The sequence below is a fragment of the Staphylococcus sp. GDY8P120P genome (genome assembly GCF_017892065.1).
Taxonomy (GTDB): Bacteria; Bacillota; Bacilli; order Staphylococcales; family Staphylococcaceae; genus Staphylococcus; species Staphylococcus nepalensis.
The window spans coordinates 394,976-413,190 of sequence record NZ_JAESKI010000003.1; the positions used below are offsets into that span (position 1 = coordinate 394,976).

General features: G+C 34.8%; 17 protein-coding genes. 7 read left to right on the top strand and 10 right to left on the bottom strand.

What is annotated here, in order from left to right:
- The 8 genes from purM to purE are packed head-to-tail and all read right to left on the bottom strand — an operon-like array spanning position 1 to position 7,907.
- Entirely contained in the window at positions 1-1,029 is a 1,029-nt protein-coding gene (gene purM, locus KA900_RS03960; RefSeq protein WP_096810421.1) for a phosphoribosylformylglycinamidine cyclo-ligase, read from the bottom strand.
- On the bottom strand, positions 1,022-2,509 hold the full coding sequence (purF, locus tag KA900_RS03965; RefSeq protein ID WP_096810422.1) for an amidophosphoribosyltransferase: 1,488 nt from the start codon (positions 2,507-2,509) through the stop codon (positions 1,022-1,024). The genes purM and purF overlap by 8 nt, the downstream gene beginning before the upstream one ends.
- The gene (gene purL / locus KA900_RS03970) at positions 2,488-4,677 is read right to left on the bottom strand and encodes a phosphoribosylformylglycinamidine synthase subunit PurL (RefSeq protein WP_119488082.1); all 2,190 of its coding nucleotides are present in this window, start codon (positions 4,675-4,677) and stop codon (positions 2,488-2,490) included. Before purL ends, purF begins: the two co-directional genes overlap by 22 nt.
- Positions 4,670-5,341: a phosphoribosylformylglycinamidine synthase I gene (purQ, locus tag KA900_RS03975; RefSeq protein ID WP_096810424.1), complete on the bottom strand. Its 672-nt coding sequence runs from the start codon at positions 5,339-5,341 to the stop codon at positions 4,670-4,672. The genes purL and purQ overlap by 8 nt, the downstream gene beginning before the upstream one ends.
- Positions 5,341-5,601: a phosphoribosylformylglycinamidine synthase subunit PurS gene (gene purS, locus KA900_RS03980; protein WP_096810425.1), complete on the bottom strand. Its 261-nt coding sequence runs from the start codon at positions 5,599-5,601 to the stop codon at positions 5,341-5,343. The genes purQ and purS overlap by 1 nt, the downstream gene beginning before the upstream one ends.
- A 2-nt stretch (positions 5,602-5,603) precedes the next feature.
- Entirely contained in the window at positions 5,604-6,305 is a 702-nt protein-coding gene (purC, locus tag KA900_RS03985) for a phosphoribosylaminoimidazolesuccinocarboxamide synthase (protein ID WP_096810426.1), read from the bottom strand.
- Positions 6,305-7,438 carry a 5-(carboxyamino)imidazole ribonucleotide synthase gene (purK, locus tag KA900_RS03990; protein ID WP_096810427.1) on the bottom strand — a complete coding sequence of 378 codons (1,134 nt, stop codon included), beginning with the start codon at positions 7,436-7,438 and terminating at the stop codon, positions 6,305-6,307. The genes purC and purK overlap by 1 nt, the downstream gene beginning before the upstream one ends.
- Complete coding sequence (purE, locus tag KA900_RS03995; protein ID WP_119488084.1) at positions 7,425-7,907, bottom strand: 5-(carboxyamino)imidazole ribonucleotide mutase; 483 nt, start codon at positions 7,905-7,907, stop codon at positions 7,425-7,427. Before purE ends, purK begins: the two co-directional genes overlap by 14 nt.
- A 204-nt stretch (positions 7,908-8,111) precedes the next feature.
- Between purE and folD the strand changes: the two genes are divergently transcribed.
- From folD to rihC, 7 genes are all read left to right on the top strand, one after another.
- On the top strand, positions 8,112-8,969 hold the full coding sequence (gene folD / locus KA900_RS04000; RefSeq protein WP_096810429.1) for a bifunctional methylenetetrahydrofolate dehydrogenase/methenyltetrahydrofolate cyclohydrolase FolD: 858 nt from the start codon (positions 8,112-8,114) through the stop codon (positions 8,967-8,969).
- A gap of 607 nt (positions 8,970-9,576) precedes the next feature.
- Positions 9,577-9,894, top strand: a complete 318-nt coding sequence (locus KA900_RS04005) for an immunoglobulin-like domain-containing protein (protein ID WP_119488085.1) — start codon at positions 9,577-9,579, stop codon at positions 9,892-9,894.
- Between the two features lie 267 nt (positions 9,895-10,161).
- Positions 10,162-11,283: a cytochrome aa3 quinol oxidase subunit II gene (qoxA, locus tag KA900_RS04010; protein WP_210139317.1), complete on the top strand. Its 1,122-nt coding sequence runs from the start codon at positions 10,162-10,164 to the stop codon at positions 11,281-11,283.
- Positions 11,283-13,271 carry a cytochrome aa3 quinol oxidase subunit I gene (gene qoxB / locus KA900_RS04015; protein WP_096810432.1) on the top strand — a complete coding sequence of 663 codons (1,989 nt, stop codon included), beginning with the start codon at positions 11,283-11,285 and terminating at the stop codon, positions 13,269-13,271. The genes qoxA and qoxB overlap by 1 nt, the downstream gene beginning before the upstream one ends.
- The gene (gene qoxC, locus KA900_RS04020) at positions 13,261-13,866 is read left to right on the top strand and encodes a cytochrome aa3 quinol oxidase subunit III (RefSeq protein ID WP_096808058.1); all 606 of its coding nucleotides are present in this window, start codon (positions 13,261-13,263) and stop codon (positions 13,864-13,866) included. Before qoxB ends, qoxC begins: the two co-directional genes overlap by 11 nt.
- Entirely contained in the window at positions 13,863-14,153 is a 291-nt protein-coding gene (qoxD, locus tag KA900_RS04025) for a cytochrome aa3 quinol oxidase subunit IV (protein WP_096808059.1), read from the top strand. Before qoxC ends, qoxD begins: the two co-directional genes overlap by 4 nt.
- Before the next feature lie 159 nt (positions 14,154-14,312).
- Positions 14,313-15,221: a ribonucleoside hydrolase RihC gene (gene rihC / locus KA900_RS04030; protein WP_096810433.1), complete on the top strand. Its 909-nt coding sequence runs from the start codon at positions 14,313-14,315 to the stop codon at positions 15,219-15,221.
- A gap of 69 nt (positions 15,222-15,290) precedes the next feature.
- On the opposite strand, the gene KA900_RS04035 is transcribed toward rihC, so the two are convergent.
- Together KA900_RS04035 and KA900_RS04040 are read right to left on the bottom strand one after the other, a co-directional pair.
- Positions 15,291-16,469, bottom strand: coding sequence for a serine hydrolase domain-containing protein (locus KA900_RS04035; protein WP_210139318.1), 1,179 nt, complete (start codon positions 16,467-16,469; stop codon positions 15,291-15,293).
- A 19-nt stretch (positions 16,470-16,488) separates the two neighbouring features.
- Positions 16,489-18,147 (bottom strand): phospho-sugar mutase, encoded by a 1,659-nt coding sequence (locus KA900_RS04040; protein ID WP_103373093.1) that lies wholly within the window; start codon positions 18,145-18,147, stop codon positions 16,489-16,491.
- Between the last annotated feature and the right edge of the window lie 68 nt (positions 18,148-18,215).

An 18,215-nucleotide genomic window follows, 5' to 3' on the forward strand; every position in this document is an offset into this window, starting at 1 on the left:
TTATACCCCCATTAAGCGAATTGGCTCTTCGCCTTTAACTATTTCTCCGATTTTATAAGCATTTATCTGTTCGGCTTTTAATGCATCCAACACTTTAGATTCATCCTGAGCATCTACAATTAATGTAAAACCGATACCCATATTAAACACGTTATACATTTCTTCTTTTGTTATATCACCCTGGTTTTGTAGCCATTCGAATATTTTCGGCGTCGGGAACTGCGTTACGTCAATCATTGCAGTTACACCGTTTGGCAATGCTCTAGGTATATTCTCAATAAATCCGCCACCAGTGATGTGTGTCATGGCATGTATTTGTATTTGTTTTTTTACTGTTAATACAGGTTTGACATACAAGCGTGTAGGCTCTAGAAAAACATCTAAATACGTGCGATCTACATCAAATTTATCTTGTAAATTAACACCAGATTTTTTAATGATATTTCTAACTAAACTGTAACCATTTGAATGTATCCCACTCGATTCAAGTCCAATAATTACATGACCTGGTTTTACCGTAGAACCATCTATATAAGCCTCTTTTTCAACTGCACCTACTGCAAAGCCAGCTAAATCATATTCACCTTCGTGATACATTTCTCCCATTTCTGCAGTTTCACCGCCGATAAGCGCTGTATTCGTTTCTTCACAACCGTCGCTAACCCCTTTGACGATTTGTTCTATCACTTCTGGAATTACTTTGTTTGTAGCAATATAATCTAAAAAATATAAAGGTTCTGCACCAGTCGTTAAAATATCGTTAACGCACATCGCAACTGCATCGATACCAATCGTATCGTGTTTGTCATTATCAATTGCTAACTTTAATTTAGTACCAACGCCATCGGTACCTGAAACGAGTAACGGCGCTTTCATATTTAATTGAGATAAATCAAACGTAGCACCAAAACCGCCCAATCCACCTAATACTTCTTTTCGCATTGTTCTTTGAACGTGACTTGACATACGTTCAACTGCTTCATATCCTGCGTTAATATCAACACCTGCTTGTTGGTATGCTTTAGACATTTAAATTACCCTCTCTATCAAAGTATTGTTTATGATTTGCTAAATATTCTTTTTGGCGTTCGCTTAAATTTTCAAGATAATCTTTTTCATAATCATAAAGACCAGCAGGGTAATCACCAGTAAAGCTTTCCACACATAGCCCCTTGTATGGCGCGTCTACTTCAAGGCCGATAGAATCGATTAAGCCATCTACTGTTAAATAAGCTAAAGAGTCAGACCCAATGTGATTACTAATTTCTTCTGGTGATTTGTTCGCTGATATAAGTTCAGCTGTTGTTGAGACATCTATGCCATAAAAACTTGGAAACATAAACTCAGGAGAAGCGATACGTACATGCACTTCATTTGCGCCAGAATCTTTAAGCATCTGAACGATGCGTTTACTTGTAGTACCTCTTACAATTGAATCATCTACCAGTACAATATTTTTGCCTTGCACAATATCTTTTACAGCTGATAATTTAACTCTCACGCCTTGTTCGCGTAACTCTTGTGTCGGTTGAATAAACGTGCGTGCTACATATTGATTTTTCACTAAGCCCATTTCATAAGGTAAACCACTCTGCTCAGCATAACCTGAGGCTGCTGAAAGCGAGGAATTGGGGACGCCAATAACCATGTCTGCATTTTCAACTGGGCTTTCTAAAGCTAATTGCTTACCTGATTGTTTTCGGATTGCATGAACATTTTTTCCTGCGATGGTAGAATCTGGTCTAGCAAAATAAATATATTCCATAGCTGATATTGCTGTATTTGTATGTCTCGTATATGATTCCACGCGAATACCTTCGTCGTCGATAACAACATATTCACCAGCATGAATATCTCTCACAAACTCTGCACCTAAAACATCAATAGCGCATGTCTCACTTGCAAGGATATATGAGCCTGTTTTCATCTTGCCTACTACTAATGGTCTGATAGCATTTGGATCAACAGCACCATATAAAGCATCTTTTGTTAACAATGCAAATGTAAAACCACCTTTGATTTTACGTAAACTCTCTTGTAATGCCGCTTCAAATGTAGGCGCTTTACTTCTACGAATTAAATGCATAATTACTTCTGTATCTGATGAAGAATGGAAAATAGAACCTTGATGTTCAAGCGATCTTCTTAAACTTTGTGCGTTAATTAAGTTTCCGTTATGACAAACTGCAACGCTCATATCGTAAAAATGATATAAAAATGGTTGAATATTTTCTATACCTTTATTACCTGATGTTGCATATCGTACATGGCCAATCGCATGTTGATAGGATTTAAATGATTCTAATTGTGTGTCTGAAATAGCCTCAGTCAAAAGACCAAGTCCTCTTTCTCCAATAAGTGTCTCTCCATTTGAACACACCATTCCTGCGCCCTCTTGACCTCTATGTTGTAAACTATGTAGCCCCATATAAGTCAGTTGTGCTGCTTCATGGTGATTCCAGATGCCAAAAACACCACACTCTTCGTTTAATCCGTTGTAGTCATACATTTAGGAATAGCTCCTTCCCATAGTTCATTCAATTCATTAACATCACGTGTTACTTTAGTATTTTTGTTAGAAACTACAAATTTTCCATCTTGTGTAAATGACCCAACCTTGATTGCGCAATCAAGATCTAATGATTGGTTCTCTTTTACGGAAACAATATAACGTCCTTGCGTTTCGCTGAACAGTTGTTCATTCGTAAGCGCTAGTTCTACTTCTAGCCCTAATTGATAATGCGCACTTAAACGAGCAAACGTCATTAATAATCCGCCTTTTCCAACTGTTTGAACATGAGAAGCTACACCGTTACGAATTGCAGTTTTAATTGCTTCACCTTTATGTACCTCACCTGATAAATCTATCGCTTCAAATTCATGATTCACTTTACTATATAGCAATTTCTCAATTTGACTGCCACCAAAATCATCATTTGTATCACCCACGATATAAAGTGTGTCGCCTGCTTTTGGTGAGAAATCAGTTAAATAATCAATGTCTTCAATTAATCCAACCATACCAACTACTGGTGTTGGGAATATTGACGTTTCTTTTGTTTCATTATAAAGTGAAACATTTCCAGACACTACTGGCGTACTCAATATTTCACAAGCTTCTGACATACCTTTTGTAGAATCAGCTAATTGTTGATAAATTTCCTTTTTCTCTGGCGAACCGTAATTTAGGCAATCAGTCATAGCTAAAGGCGTAGCACCAACAGAAATTAAATTGCGATACGCTTCTGCAACAACCATTTTCCCCCCTTCATAAGGGTTGTTGAACACATAACGCGCTTCACCGTCAATCGTAGATGCGATTGCTTTATTAGTGCCTTCTACTCGAACTACAGATGATTGTAATCCTGGTTTCACAATTGTATTAGCACCGACTTGTTGATCATATTGTTCATATAAATATCGCTTTGAAGCAATCGTTGGATGTTGTAATAAACGTTCAAATACATCTTCTACATCAATATGACTGTAATCATTCTTACTAGCATTATATTGTGGCGCTACTCCTTCTAAGACATAAACAGGCGCTTCATCAGATAAAGGTTGAACAGGTATATCAGCGAAAACGTCGCCTTCATATGTAAGTACAAAACGATCTGTATCTGTCACCTCTCCAATTACAGCGCTATCTAATTCATGTTTATCAAAAAGGTCTAAGAATTTGTCTTCCGTACCTTTTTCTACTACTAAAAGCATGCGTTCTTGTGTTTCTGATAACATCATTTCATACGGAGAAATACCTTGTTCTCTCGTTGGCACCTTCTCTAGTTGTAAATGTAAACCGCTACCACCTTTTGCTGCCATTTCTGAAGAAGATGACGTCAAACCGGCTGCTCCCATGTCTTGGATACCTACCAATTCTTCGAAAGTTATCGCTTCTAAAGTTGCTTCCATTAATTTTTTACCAACAAATGGATCACCAATTTGTACTGAAGGTCGCTTACTTTCACTATCTTCACTTAATTCTTCAGATGCAAAAGTTGCCCCGTGAATACCATCACGTCCTGTTTTTAATCCAACATAGATAACTGAATTTCCGTTACCTTTAGCGGTGCCTTTTTGAATTTTATCGTGGTCAATAATACCTACACACATAGCATTTACCAATGGATTACCATCATATCTGTCGTCAAACTCTATTTCACCAGCTGTTGTTGGTATGCCAATACAGTTACCATAACCACCAATGCCAGCTACCACACCACGTAATAAGCGACGATTTTGCTTTTCTGTTAATTCGCCAAAACGTAAGCTATTTAACAAATTAATTGGTCTAGCGCCGATTGAAACAATATCTCTGATAATACCCCCAACACCAGTGGCAGCACCTTGATACGGTTCTACAGCTGATGGATGGTTATGAGATTCAACTTTGAAAACTACCGCTTGATTATCCCCGATATCAACGACACCAGCACCTTCACCAGGCCCCATTAATACATGTTCCCCTGATGTTGGGAATTGAGTTAAAAACGGCTTAGAATGTTTATACGAACAATGTTCACTCCACATTACAGAAAAAATACCAATTTCAGTAAAATTTGGTTCACGTCCTAAAATTTCACAAACTTTGTCGTATTCTGCCTCTGACAAGCCCATATCTTTGTATAATTTTTCTAATTTAATTTCTTCAACACTCGGTTCGATAAACTTAGACATTTTGTTCCCTCCAACTATTCACCATTGCTTCAAATAATCTTACGCCACTGTCTGTTCCTAATATAGTTTCAATTGCACGTTCAGGATGAGGCATCATACCACAAACATTACCTTTTTCATTTACAATTCCTGCAATATCATTATACGAACCATTTGGATTATCCATATATTTTAAAATAATTTGATTATTCGCTTCTAATTTGTCATACATTTCAGATGTGCAGTAGTAATGTCCTTCGCCATGTGCTACTGGATAAACAACAACCTCATTCTCACTATATAAATTTGTATATGGCGTTTGGTTATTAACCACTTTCAAAGACTCATTTCGGCTTACAAATAAATGTGAATCATTGTGCAATAAAGCGCCAGGGAGTAAACCAATTTCAGTAAGTATTTGGAAACCATTGCAAACACCTAATACTGGTTTACCTTCTTCTGCAAAACGTTTCACTTCTTCAGTAATAGGAGCAACACTTGCCATGGCACCTGATCGTAAGTAGTCACCAAATGAAAAGCCTCCAGGAATAAGCACACCATCATACCCCTCTAACGATATATTCCTATAATCTACATACTCCGCTTGGACTCCTGATTTTACTGCTGCATTATACATATCTCTATCACAATTGGAACCTGGAAATTTTAGCACTGCAAATTTCATTATGCTTTCTCTCCTTCTTCCAATACTTTATAGCTATATTCTTCAATTACTGTATTTGCAAATAGTTTTTCACTTAAAGTAGTAACAACGTTATGTACCGCAGCATCTGTCGCTTCATCTACTGTCATATATAGTACTTTACCAACACGAATATCATTCACTTGTGTGTAGCCTAAATCATGTACTGCACGATTTAACGCTTGTCCTTGTGTATCTAAAACCTGTGGTTGTAATGTGATATGCAATTCAATTGTCTTCATTTTTAAAGTTCCTCCAATTTATTAAGAAAAGTTTGATAAGTTTCTATGATTGAGCCAGTATCCTCACGATAAACATCTTTATCGAAGTTAGTATCACTGTATTTATCCCAAATACGGCATGTGTCTGGTGAAATTTCATCTGCTAAAATAATTTGACCACTTTTATTTCGACCAAATTCTATTTTGAAATCGACCAATCTCAATTCCATTTCATCCATTAATTGAACTAACACAGCGTTTATTGCTTTTGCTGCATTTTTTAATAATTCAATATCTTCTTCACTTGCTAAATGTAATAATTGGATATGATCTTCTGTAATTAAAGGATCATTTAAGTTGTCATTCTTATAGAAGAATTCCACAAGCGGGCTTTCAAATTCATGTCCTTTTTCAAACCCTAAACGCTTAGTGATAGAACCTGCAGCGATATTTCTCACTACTACTTCCAAAGGGATAATATCAACTGATTTTACAAGTTGCTCCGTTTCTGATGTCTGCTCGATAAAATGACTCTCTATACCACGTGCTTTAATAAAATTGAAGATTCTAGAAGTAATTTGATTATTCAAGCGTCCTTTACCTTCTATATAATCTTTTTTTGCACCATTACCTGCTGTCACTTCATCTTTATATTCGACACGAAGTACACCAGGTTGCTCTGTTGAAAAGATTCGTTTAGCTTTCCCTTCATATAATAAAGACATTATTTATGTCTCCCTTCAAAATGATTTAACAAAGCCTGTTCAGTTTGATCTACATCATTCGTTAGCATCGTGAGATGTCCCATTTTTCTATCAGGCTTACGGTTTATTTTTCCATATATGTGTACATGCCATTCAGGATGGTCCCCAAACTCATTTTCTAGTAAATCTAAGTCTCTACCTAATAAGTTCATCATTACGCTAGGTTTTAATAAATTAATCTTTTCTGGTAGGCGTTGACCTGTAACCGCCAATATATGTGTATCAAACTGCGAATAATCACACGCTTCTATGGAATAATGTCCAGAATTATGCGGTCGTGGTGCAATCTCGTTTACAAATAAATGATTGTTTGAATCTATGAAAAATTCCACCGTAAATGTCCCAATAAAGTGTACATGTTCAATTATTTTTTCAACTTCATTTCGCGCCTCTTGTTCTTTTTGGACATCGACACGTGCAGGAACAATCGTCTTAAATAATATTTGATTTTGATGTTCATTCTCTTGTAGAGGAAAATAAGTAATTTGGTTATTATTACCAATTGTTACTGTAAGCGAAACTTCCTTTTGCAAATCTAAAAATTGTTCAGCAACACATTCTTGCTTTTCAACTAATACTTTTGCTTTATTCAAATCTGATTCATTAGTAATAAGTGCTTGACCTTTGCCATCATAACCACCAAATCTTGTTTTTATGATAAATGGAAAACCAATTTCTTCTATAGCACGAGTTAAATCATTTGGGTCTGATAACTTTATAAATGGCGCTATTTGCGTTTGAGCATTTTGCAACGTTTGTTTTTCAACTAATCTATCTTGTAATAATTGAATCGCTTGGTAACCTTGAGGAATATTATATTTAGAGACTAGCGTTTGTAATTGACTAGCCGAGATATTTTCAAATTCATAAGTGATCACGTCAGACAATTCACCTAATTGCGCAAGTGATTGTTCGTCATCATAGTTGGCATTTATAAATTGATGTGCTACATATTGACACGGACAATTTTCATCAGGATCTAGCACAATGACTTTATAACCCATCTTCTGTGCTGATTGTGCCATCATTTTCCCTAATTGTCCTCCACCGATAATGCCAATCGTTGATCCAAATGGTAATTTACTGAAGTTCATGTTGCATTTCACTCACTTTCTCAATCAGTGATTTTTCGTAATTTTCCAAATTCTTTTGGATATATTTATTACCAATACTGAGCATTCTGGCAGCTAAAACACCTGCATTTTTAGCTCCTGCTTTACCTATAGCTGTTGTCGCAACTGGAATACCGCCTGGCATTTGTACAATAGACAAGAGAGAATCCAAACCTTTTAAACTTTTAGATTCAATTGGCACGCCTATGACTGGTAATGTTGTCATTGATGCAACCATACCTGGTAAATGTGCTGCACCACCTGCTCCAGCAATAATGACGTCGTAACCATTATCTCTGGCTCCTTTAGAAAACTCATACATTAATTGAGGCGTACGATGTGCTGAAACTACTTTCTTTTCGTACGGTATTTCTAGTTGTTCTAACATTTGGCAACTTTCTTTCATAGTCTCCCAATCGGAAGAACTACCCATTATGACTACCACTTTCAAAATGAACACCCTTTCAGAAATTTGAAATGTTATGACTATTAGATGTATATTACAGATATAGCATAACAACTAAAAAACGCTTTTTCAATCAAAAATCGAACTTTAAAGTCAAAAAAACATTAAATTTACGTCTTTTGGTTGAAAAACGTGGTGTTATTTATGTTAAAGTTAAGTAAAGTTCATACATTGGAGGAGGATTTTTTCATGGTCGCAAAAGTTTTAGACGGGAAACAAATCGCAAAGGATTACAGACAAGGTCTAAAAGACCAAGTCGAAGCTTTACAAGCGAAGGGTTATACACCAAAATTATCAGTTATTCTTGTAGGTAATGATGGCGCAAGTCAAAGTTATGTGAATTCTAAAAAGAAAGCAGCAGAAAAGATCGGTATGATTTCAGAAATTGTACATTTAGATGAATCTGCTTCAGAAGAAAAAGTTTTAAGCGAACTTAAACGCTTAAATGAAGATGACAGTGTAAGTGGCATTTTAGTTCAAGTACCACTACCAGAACAAGTAAGTGAACAAAAAGTTTTAGAATCAATTAATCCAGCTAAGGATGTTGACGGGTTCCACCCTGAAAATATTGGTAAACTTTATATCGACCAACAGACTTTCGTTCCTTGTACCCCTCTAGGTATTATGGAATTACTAAACCATGCTGATATTGATTTAGAAGGAAAAGATGCAGTCGTCATTGGCCGTAGCCACATTGTTGGTCAGCCAGTATCGAAATTATTATTACAAAAAAATGCTTCAGTTACGATTCTTCATTCAAGAACTAAAGACATGCATCAACATTTAAAAAATGCTGATGTTATCGTTAGTGCTGTAGGTCGTCCAGGGCTTGTAACTAAAGATGATGTAAAAGAAGGCGCAGTTGTTATCGACGTAGGAAACACACCGGATGAAAATGGCAAATTAAAAGGTGATATTGCATACGATGAAGTTAAAGAAATAGCAGGTGCTATTACACCAGTTCCAGGTGGTGTTGGCCCTATGACGATTACAATGGTATTAAATAATACACTTATTGCAGAAAAAATGCGTAGAGGTATCGAATAATACGCTTTTTATTTGAATAAAAATAAATGGGCCCGGGTCATAAATAATGCTTGGGCTCGTTTATTATATAGACAATAGATAATATACAAAGTGTCACTTCTAAATAACACTTTTAAAACATTAATTCTCTAAAGTGCGTTTTCTTTCATATCATTTTAAATTCTTATATGTTTAGATAACAGAAGTATTACAAATAAAAAATGTCAATTAACATATAATAAATGATTGGCTTCTAACTAATTGATAATGAATATAGCAAAATGGCTTATAATTATAGCCAGCGCAACTTTATATAAATTTACAGTAACGCATCTTGAAATATCTTTTTATAATAAATTCACTTCTATCTACTGAAAACTTACTAACATTACAACACAGTTTTATAAACAGAATAATTATTTTCTTCTTATTAGATTCATATATGAACGTTTGCCAATTTCTATCACTATATGCGAATTATTACATTTAATTGAATTTTTTCTGAAAATTATAACTGAATTTACACTTCTACGTTATATTAGGACTATAGTACGATGTTTTATCATCTAAAATAAAATATAGTGTAATTAAGATAAAATTAAATGACGCTCATACGGAGGTTTACGTTATGAACAAATTACTACAGTCATTATCAGCATTAGGTGTCTCTGCCACACTCGTTTCACCTAACCTTAGCGCAGAAGCTACAGAAAATTCTATACCTGAGTTAAAAGGAACGAACGATATAGTAATAGATAAAGGGAATAACTACAATCTATTAAATGGTGTACGTGCGTATGATAAAGAAGATGGTGACTTAACGCATAAAATCATAGTAGATGGTCAAATTAATACAGATAAAAAAGGAAAATATAAAGTTGAATACAAAGTAGAAGATTCAGAAGGCGCTATAAATAAATCTGTAAGGTATATCGAAGTAAAATAAACGAGTCTATTCATACATATCTGATTACAATATTGAGTGCTAATCAGTAAACAAATAGTGTGAAATTATCCTATTGCCTTAAATATGACACTTTTCACAAAATGTACACATAATTTTAACAAATCTTTAAAAGCCCGTCAGACGTTGAGTTTGTTGGGTTTCTTTTAATTTTACAATATTTTTTTTTACACAAACACTTGTAAATATTGCGTAATATCTTAAAATTGATGGTAAGCCCTACAATTGTAGTATTAGGAGGTCAAAAAAGTGTCAAAATTTAAGTCTTTGCTTCTACTCTTTGGCTCACTAATTGTACTTAGTGGCTGTTCCAATGTAGAAGTTTTAAACCCAAAAGGGCCGATAGCAAGTGACTCGAAGTTCTTGATTATTTACTCAATCATCTTCATGCTTGTTATTATTGCCGCCGTGCTTATCATGTTTGCTCTGTTTCTATATAAATATAGATTACACAAAACAGACGAATCTGGTAAGATGCACCACAATTCTTTAATTGAAACAATTTGGTTTGTTATCCCGGTAATCATTGTTATCGCTTTAGCTATTCCTACAGTAAAATCACTTTACATGTATGAAGAAACGCCGGAAAAACAAGACGATCCCCTTGTTGTCTATGCAACAAGCGCTGGTTATAAGTGGTTCTTCAGCTATCCTGAAGAAAAAGTTGAAACTGTTAACCACTTAACCATACCTAAAGATCGACCTGTTGTCTTCAAACTCCAATCAATGGATATGATGACAAGTTTCTGGATTCCACAGTTAGGTGGTCAAAAATATGCGATGACTGGAATGACAATGGATTGGACTTTAACTGCTAGCGAAGAAGGAACGTTCAGAGGACGTAACTCAAACTTCAACGGTGAAGGATTCGCTCGCCAAACATTTGATGTCAATTCAGTTAGCCAAAGTGAATTTAAGGATTGGGTAAAAGATGCTCAAAGTCAAAAGGAATTAGATCAAGATACTTTTGATAAACAACTTTTACCAACTACTGAAAACAAAAACTTAACTTTCAGTGGTACGCATATGGCGTTTGTTGATCCAGCAGCTGATCCTGAGTATATTTTCTATGCTTATGATCGTTTCAATTACGTACAGAAAGATCCAAACTTTAATACACCAAAAGAAATAAAAGAGGACGTATTAGATAAACCTAATAAACCTGCACGTAAGCCACAAATCACAAACGCAAACTACGAACGTCATGGTATGAAAGCTATGATTCTAGGCAATAATGAACCATATAATAGTGAGTTTAAAGATGAAGAATCACATAATATGGACGAAATGGAAAAAATCTCAGAAGGTGCTAAAGACGAACAAGCATCAGAGTCTGAGAAAAAAGACCATGAACATGGAGGTGGACATTAATGAATTTCCCATGGGATCAATTGCTCGTTCAAGGTAACTGGATGATTACAATGGCACAAATTGGTGCACCGTTCGCTATCATCGCAGTGATCGCAGTAATTACTTACTTTAAATTGTGGAAATATCTATACAGAGAATGGTTCACATCTATTGACCATAAAAAAATCGGCGCTATGTATTTAATCTGTGCTGTATTAATGTTCGTGCGTGGCGGTATTGATGCCTTAATGATGCGTACACAATTAGCAATTCCAGATAATACATTTTTAGAAGGAAACCATTATAATGAAGTCTTTAGTACGCATGGCGTAATAATGATTATCTTTATGGCAATGCCTTTCATTTTTGGTTTATGGAATGTTATTGTACCTTTACAAATTGGTGCAAGAGACGTTGCATTCCCTGTATTAAATAACGTAAGTTTCTGGTTATTCTTCTCAGGTATGTTGTTATTCAACTTATCATTTATAATCGGAGGCTCACCTGCAGCTGGTTGGACGAACTACGCACCACTCGCAGGAGAATTCAGTCCAGGACCTGGGGTCAACTACTACCTTATCGCAATACAGATTTCTGGTATAGGTACCCTAATGACTGGTATTAACTTCTTTGTAACAATACTTAGATGTAAAACACCTACAATGAAATTTATGGAAATGCCAATGTTTACGGTTACTACTTTCATTACAGCATTAATCGTTATCTTGGCTTTCCCAGTACTAACAGTGGCATTAGCACTGTTCACAACAGATAGAATCTTCGATACTGCATTCTTTACAGTCGCAAATGGCGGTATGCCAATGTTATGGGCTAACTTCTTCTGGGTATGGGGGCACCCCGAAGTTTATATCGTTATCCTGCCTGCATTCGGTATTTATTCAGAAATTATTCCAACATTTGCTCGTAAACGTCTGTTCGGTCACCAAAGTATGGTATGGGCAACAGCAGGTATCGCATTCCTTAGTTTCTTAGTTTGGGTTCACCATTTCTTCACAATGGGTAATGGTGCATTAATTAACTCATTCTTCTCAATCACAACCATGCTGATTGGTATCCCAACCGGTGTTAAATTATTTAACTGGTTATTCACTTTATATCAAGGTAGAATTACGTTTGAATCGCCAATGTTATTTGCACTAGCATTCATCCCTAACTTCTTACTTGGTGGTGTAACTGGTATCATGCTTGCAATGGCAGCAGCTGACTATCAGTACCATAATACGTACTTCTTAGTAGCACACTTCCACTACACGTTAGTAGCTGGTGTTGTATTTGCTTGTTTAGGTGCGCTCATATTCTGGTGGCCTAAGATGACTGGATTTAAGTTAAACGAAACATTAAACAAATGGAGTTTCTGGTTATTTATGATTGGATTTAACGTTTGTTTCTTACCTCAATTCATCCTTGGATTAGATGGTATGCCACGTCGTTTATACACTTATATGCCAGAAGACGGCTGGTGGTTGTTAAACGCAATCTCTACTGTCGGTGCGCTCATGATGGCATTAGGCTTTATGTTCTTAGTTGCTAGTATCGTATATAGCTTCTTCAAATCACCACGTGAAGCTACTGGTGATAACTGGTACGGTTTGGGACGTACATTAGAGTGGTCAACTGCTTCAGCGATGCCACCTAAATACAACTTTGCTGTTACACCAGACTGGAATGACTATGATACATTTGTAAATATGAAAGAACACGGTAGACACTACTTAGATAATCACAACTACACTGATATCCATATGCCAAATAATACGCCAGTTGGTTTCTGGATGGGAATTTTCTTCACAATCGGGGGCTTCTTCCTTGTCTTTGAAACAATTATTCCAGCTGTTATTTGCTTAATAGGTATCTTTGGCACTATGATTTTCCGCAGTTTCCAAGTAGACCACGGTTATCATATCCCAGCTTCTGAAGTAGCAGAAACCGAAAAACGTTTACGTGAAGCACGTATAAAAGAAAGGGAGGCTGTAAGTCATGAGTCATGATGCAAACACTATTGATCAACGTTCGCATGAAGGTAATTTAAATAGACTTGGCTTTTGGATATTCCTTACAGCAGAAGTCTCACTATTCGGTACGCTATTTGCAACCCTATTAACACTTCAACATGGCGGAGACTATGGCGGTAAAATGACGACTGAAATGTTCGAATTACCCCTCGTTTTGATAATGACATTTGCGTTATTAATTAGTTCTTATACTTGTGGTATTTCTATTTACTATATGAGAAAAGAAAAAGCAAAATTAATGACGATTTGGATGATTATCACTTTATTATTTGGTGTTGTCTTCGTAGGATTTGAAATTTACGAGTTTGCACACTACGTATCAGAAGGTGTTAACCTAACAATCGGTTCTTATTGGTCTAGTTTCTTTATACTTTTAGGAACACACGGCGCCCACGTCTCATTAGGTATTATTTGGATTATTTGTTTATTAATCCAAGTTGGCATGCGTGGACTAAATAAAGACAATGCGCCTAAGTTATTTATAGTAAGTTTATACTGGCACTTCTTAGATGTTGTTTGGATCTTCATCTTTACTGCCGTATATATGATAGGGATGGTGTTTAGCGGATGAATACAATTGTAAAACACACAGTAGGCTTTATTGGCTCAATCGTTCTGACTCTTTTAGCAGTATTCGTAACCCTATACACATCAATGGCACTTAATGCTAAGATTACAATCATCTTTGGCTTTGCTTTTATACAAGCTGCAGTACAATTATTAATGTTCATGCACTTAACTGAAGGTAAAGACGGAAACGTACAAGGGTTTAAAGTTATATTTGCGCTTATCATTACTTTAATTACTGTTATCGGTACTTATTGGGTAATGCAAGGTGGACACTCAAGCCACTTATAGCTCAAGCAAAGGCTTCTCGAAAGAGAAGCCTTTTTTATTTTATTTATTAACCTCCCTTTTCATTTTTGGATGATAGTTTGCTTTTTAACATTTTATTCGAGAAAAGTTGTAGAATATAATTAATAAGGTAACTTACGCAATAGGAGGATTAAAAATTTGATGAAACAACCAATTATTATAGATACAGACCCAGGCATTGATGATGCAGCAGCAATAAGTATTGCTTTAAATCATCCCAACTTCGATTTGAAAATGATTACTACAGTTAACGGTAATGTAGGAATTGAAAAAACAACTGCCAATGCGTTAAAACTCAAACAATTTTTCAATAGTAATGTCCCTGTACATAGAGGTGCATCTCAACCACTACTTTCAGAAATAGTTGATGCAAGCGATGTACATGGTGAATCAGGTATGGAGGGTTATATTTTCCCTGAAATAGCGGAAAGTGATTTAGCATCTACGCATGCTGTTGAAGCTATGAAAAATGCTTTGCTAAATAGTGATGCGCCGATTACGCTTGTCCCTATTGGACCTTTAACAAATATCGCATTGTTACTTACGACTTACCCAGAAGTAAAAACATATGTTAAGGAGATCGTATTAATGGGCGGTTCGGCATCTCGAGGTAATGTGACCCCTTTAGCTGAGTTTAATATTTACTGTGATCCCGAAGCTGCTCAAATTGTCTTTAATTCTGGATTGCCATTAACAATGGTAGGCTTAGATGTAGCAAGAAGTTCTAGTTTAACGCACGATACTATAAATGAATTACAATCCATAAATGACACAGGTAATATGCTACATCAACTGTTCAAACACTATAGAGGAGACGATTTTGAAAAAGGTATTAACGTTTACGATGCATATACCATCCTATATCTTCTTCATCCTGAAAATTTTGCGGTTCAAGAAGCTGATGTGCAAATTGAAACAAACGGCAAACTGACTAAAGGTGCTACAGTAACAGATTTCAAATCACATTTCCCTAATACATCAGTAGTTCTGTCAGTACAAGCAAATATCTTTAAACAAATGTTTATCGATGCCTTACAATACTGTAAATAAATTCGTATTAATAAAAAAAGCATCCAACGATTCATTTTATTAGAATCATTGAATGCTTTTTTTATTTTTTTAGTATGGTTGCTTTACTTTATTATATGACCCACCCTGTTGAAGTATATCAAAGTAAATATGCTTCATTTTCTGCTCGTTACTTGTTTTTCCGTTTTCGTAATTTGTAGCTAAAACGATAATATAATTATCATTAAAATATACAGTAAATATATTTCCATAAAAAATACCATTAATTCGATTTTTATCTGCAAAAGAATAAAAACCATAACGATATGCTTGAGGGTATTGTATAGTTAAACTTTCGTGGATAAAAGGTCTCGTAATCGTCGCATTAAAAATTTTATTTTTTTGTAGATTTAAAACGACTTTCCCCATGTCGTAAGGCGTCATATAAAGGTTGCCTGCCCCATCATATTGACTTAAAGTGTTAGGATTCTGTTTGACGCGCTTTCCAGTACTTTTATCCTTTTTATAACCAGTAGCCATATATTTTTTAAAATTTGAATCATTATACCGGCCCGTATATTTTAAATTGTAAGGCTTCACTATTCTATCGTTTAAATTTTGAGTATACGATTGATATGTAACTGCTTCTATAACTTCTGACAATACTAGATAATTGGCATCATTGTATTGATATTGATTATAATATAATGGGTTAATACCTCTTTTTATTATTGCGTGTATAGCTTCGTCTAAGGTTTTTAATTTTGGGTGAGCTTGATATTTATATAAACCGCTTTGATGTAACATCAACTGCTTTAAAGCGACAGGGTATGCTAATTCAAAATATGGTAGATATTGCTTCACGGGTGCTACCATACTAATTTCACCTTCAGTTTCTAATTGTTTTAACATAAGCCCTGTCATAAATTTTTGTGCGGAACCTATCAAAAACATTGTATTAGCCGTATTAGTTTCATTTTTTTCAAAATCTTTAAACCCATAACCCTTATTTAGACTTAATTGACCTTTTTTAAAAACTGTTACAGTACCATTAAATTGGCCTTCCTCTAAGTATTGATCTATTTGCTTCATTTGTGAATCACTGCGATCAACCACTGTTTTTAATTCTTTTTCCTTTTTAGTTGTTTGTTTTTTATTTACCTTTTGTGAAGCATGAGTAGGATGCATACCGTCTTTAGTCTGTTTATCATGTCTGTAACTATACACCCCTACTATTATAAAAATAAAAATGATTATAACAATAATTAATTTGAACTTGTTGACTTTCATCTAGCTGCCTCTTTATGTTTTATTTAATATTATTAATAAATTCATCTTTAAATTGATCTGTTAAAGCAGTCATATGCTCTATATTTAATGAAAAATATAGTTTGATTTTAGGTTCAGTACCGGATGGTCTTAATGCTATAAAACCATTTTCAAAAATAAATCTAATTAAATTAGTTTTAGGTAACGTCAGTGCTTCTGTTGTACCTTCTTTAATATTTTTAATTGTACCCAATTCATAATCTTCAATTTGTTTTACTTCAAGACCACAAATTGTTGATACTTCTTTATTTCTAAATTGGTTCATTATTTTCGAAATTTTTTCAACGCCTTCTGCCCCTTCAAACGAAGGAGACAATGTTTTATCTTTATATGAACCGATATGAGCATAAATATCTTCCATAGTATCTTTAAATGTCATACCATTATTTGCTAATAAATTTTTATATTTTATTAATAATGGGATCATTTGAATTGCATCTTTATCTCTTGAAAAAGGTTTTGCTAAATAGCCATGACTTTCTTCAAAAGCAAGTAATAGTTGCTTTTCTTGTTCTGAGCTTTCTTGTTCTAGTAAATCAGAAATATATTTAAAACCAGTCAAGACATTTTTCACTTCGACATCTAAAGCTATAGCTAACCTCTCAGCTAGTTCGCTTGTGACGATTGATTTAACCATATACAGTGGTTTACCTTCATCTGCTAAATCTTGAAATCTTAATTTAGTTAATAATATACCAATTTCATTCCCATTAAAATATCTATACTCATTATCATTATAACGTTCAATAAAACCTAATCTGTCCGCGTCTGGATCTGTTGCTATAATAAGTTGTGCATCTGTATCATTTGCCAATTTTAGCCCTCGTTCAAAAACTGCTTCATCTTCAGGATTCGCAATTGCTACAGTCGGAAAATTGCCATCTGGCATTGATTGTTCTTTTTCAATTACAAAGTTATCATAATTTAATTCAGTTAAAATTTCAGATGCTAAAGGTAAACTCGTACCATGTAAACTTGTGAGTACCACTTTTGCTTCTTTTTCCGGAATTGTATCTACTAAGGATTTAACTTCATGTTTGTATGCTTCAGTGACTTCATGGGACATATATTGAATTTGGTTTTTTTGTAGCAATGCATTAAAATCACCTCGATGAATTTGTAATGGATATTCTATCGCATTGATATAATGACTTAAGCGCTCTGATTCATCTGGCAACAATTGACCACCGTTTTGGTCATATATTTTGATACCATTATAATGCTTAGGGTTATGACTAGCAGTAATCATCACACCTGCATCTGTTTTTAAATGTCTTACTGCAAATGATAATTCCGGCGTAGATTTGTAATTTTCTGATAAAATTGTTGTCACATTATTTTCAGCTAAGACAGATGCCATTTCTTCAGAAAATGCTTTAGATAGCAATCTAGTATCAAAATGTATCACTATTGAAGGTTCACTAAACTTTTCATTCAAATATTGTGCTAATCCTAATGCAACCTTGCGTATTGTAAATGCATTTAAACGACCAGGCCCTAATCCAAAAGTACTACGTATGCCAGCAGTGCCAAATGTTAATTCGTCTTTAAATCCTTCTTCTTTTTCTTTTTCAGTTTGTGCTTCATAAAACGTTTTTACCAAACTTTCGTCTATTCTATCCAACCATTCTGACTTCATGGCTAAATCCTCCTTGTTTCTTTAATGTGTTAGAATTCATTAATAAGCATCTATTATAATGATTTAAA

What these genes read in the sequence shown, in the direction of transcription:
- purM (WP_096810421.1), bottom strand. Translation starts at nt 1,029, where the DNA reads ATGTCTAAAGCATACCAACAAGCAGGTGTTGATATTAACGCAGGATAT.
- purF (WP_096810422.1), bottom strand. Translation starts at nt 2,509, where the DNA reads ATGTATGACTACAACGGATTAAACGAAGAGTGTGGTGTTTTTGGCATC.
- purL (WP_119488082.1), bottom strand. Translation starts at nt 4,677, where the DNA reads ATGTCTAAGTTTATCGAACCGAGTGTTGAAGAAATTAAATTAGAAAAA.
- purQ (WP_096810424.1), bottom strand. Translation starts at nt 5,341, where the DNA reads ATGAAATTTGCAGTGCTAAAATTTCCAGGTTCCAATTGTGATAGAGAT.
- purS (WP_096810425.1), bottom strand. Translation starts at nt 5,601, where the DNA reads ATGAAGACAATTGAATTGCATATCACATTACAACCACAGGTTTTAGAT.
- purC (WP_096810426.1), bottom strand. Translation starts at nt 6,305, where the DNA reads ATGTCTTTATTATATGAAGGGAAAGCTAAACGAATCTTTTCAACAGAG.
- purK (WP_096810427.1), bottom strand. Translation starts at nt 7,438, where the DNA reads ATGAACTTCAGTAAATTACCATTTGGATCAACGATTGGCATTATCGGT.
- folD (WP_096810429.1), top strand. Translation starts at nt 8,112, where the DNA reads ATGGTCGCAAAAGTTTTAGACGGGAAACAAATCGCAAAGGATTACAGA.
- KA900_RS04005 (WP_119488085.1), top strand. Translation starts at nt 9,577, where the DNA reads ATGAACAAATTACTACAGTCATTATCAGCATTAGGTGTCTCTGCCACA.
- qoxB (WP_096810432.1), top strand. Translation starts at nt 11,283, where the DNA reads ATGAATTTCCCATGGGATCAATTGCTCGTTCAAGGTAACTGGATGATT.
- qoxC (WP_096808058.1), top strand. Translation starts at nt 13,261, where the DNA reads ATGAGTCATGATGCAAACACTATTGATCAACGTTCGCATGAAGGTAAT.
- qoxD (WP_096808059.1), top strand. Translation starts at nt 13,863, where the DNA reads ATGAATACAATTGTAAAACACACAGTAGGCTTTATTGGCTCAATCGTT.
- rihC (WP_096810433.1), top strand. Translation starts at nt 14,313, where the DNA reads ATGAAACAACCAATTATTATAGATACAGACCCAGGCATTGATGATGCA.
- KA900_RS04035 (WP_210139318.1), bottom strand. Translation starts at nt 16,469, where the DNA reads ATGAAAGTCAACAAGTTCAAATTAATTATTGTTATAATCATTTTTATT.
- KA900_RS04040 (WP_103373093.1), bottom strand. Translation starts at nt 18,147, where the DNA reads ATGAAGTCAGAATGGTTGGATAGAATAGACGAAAGTTTGGTAAAAACG.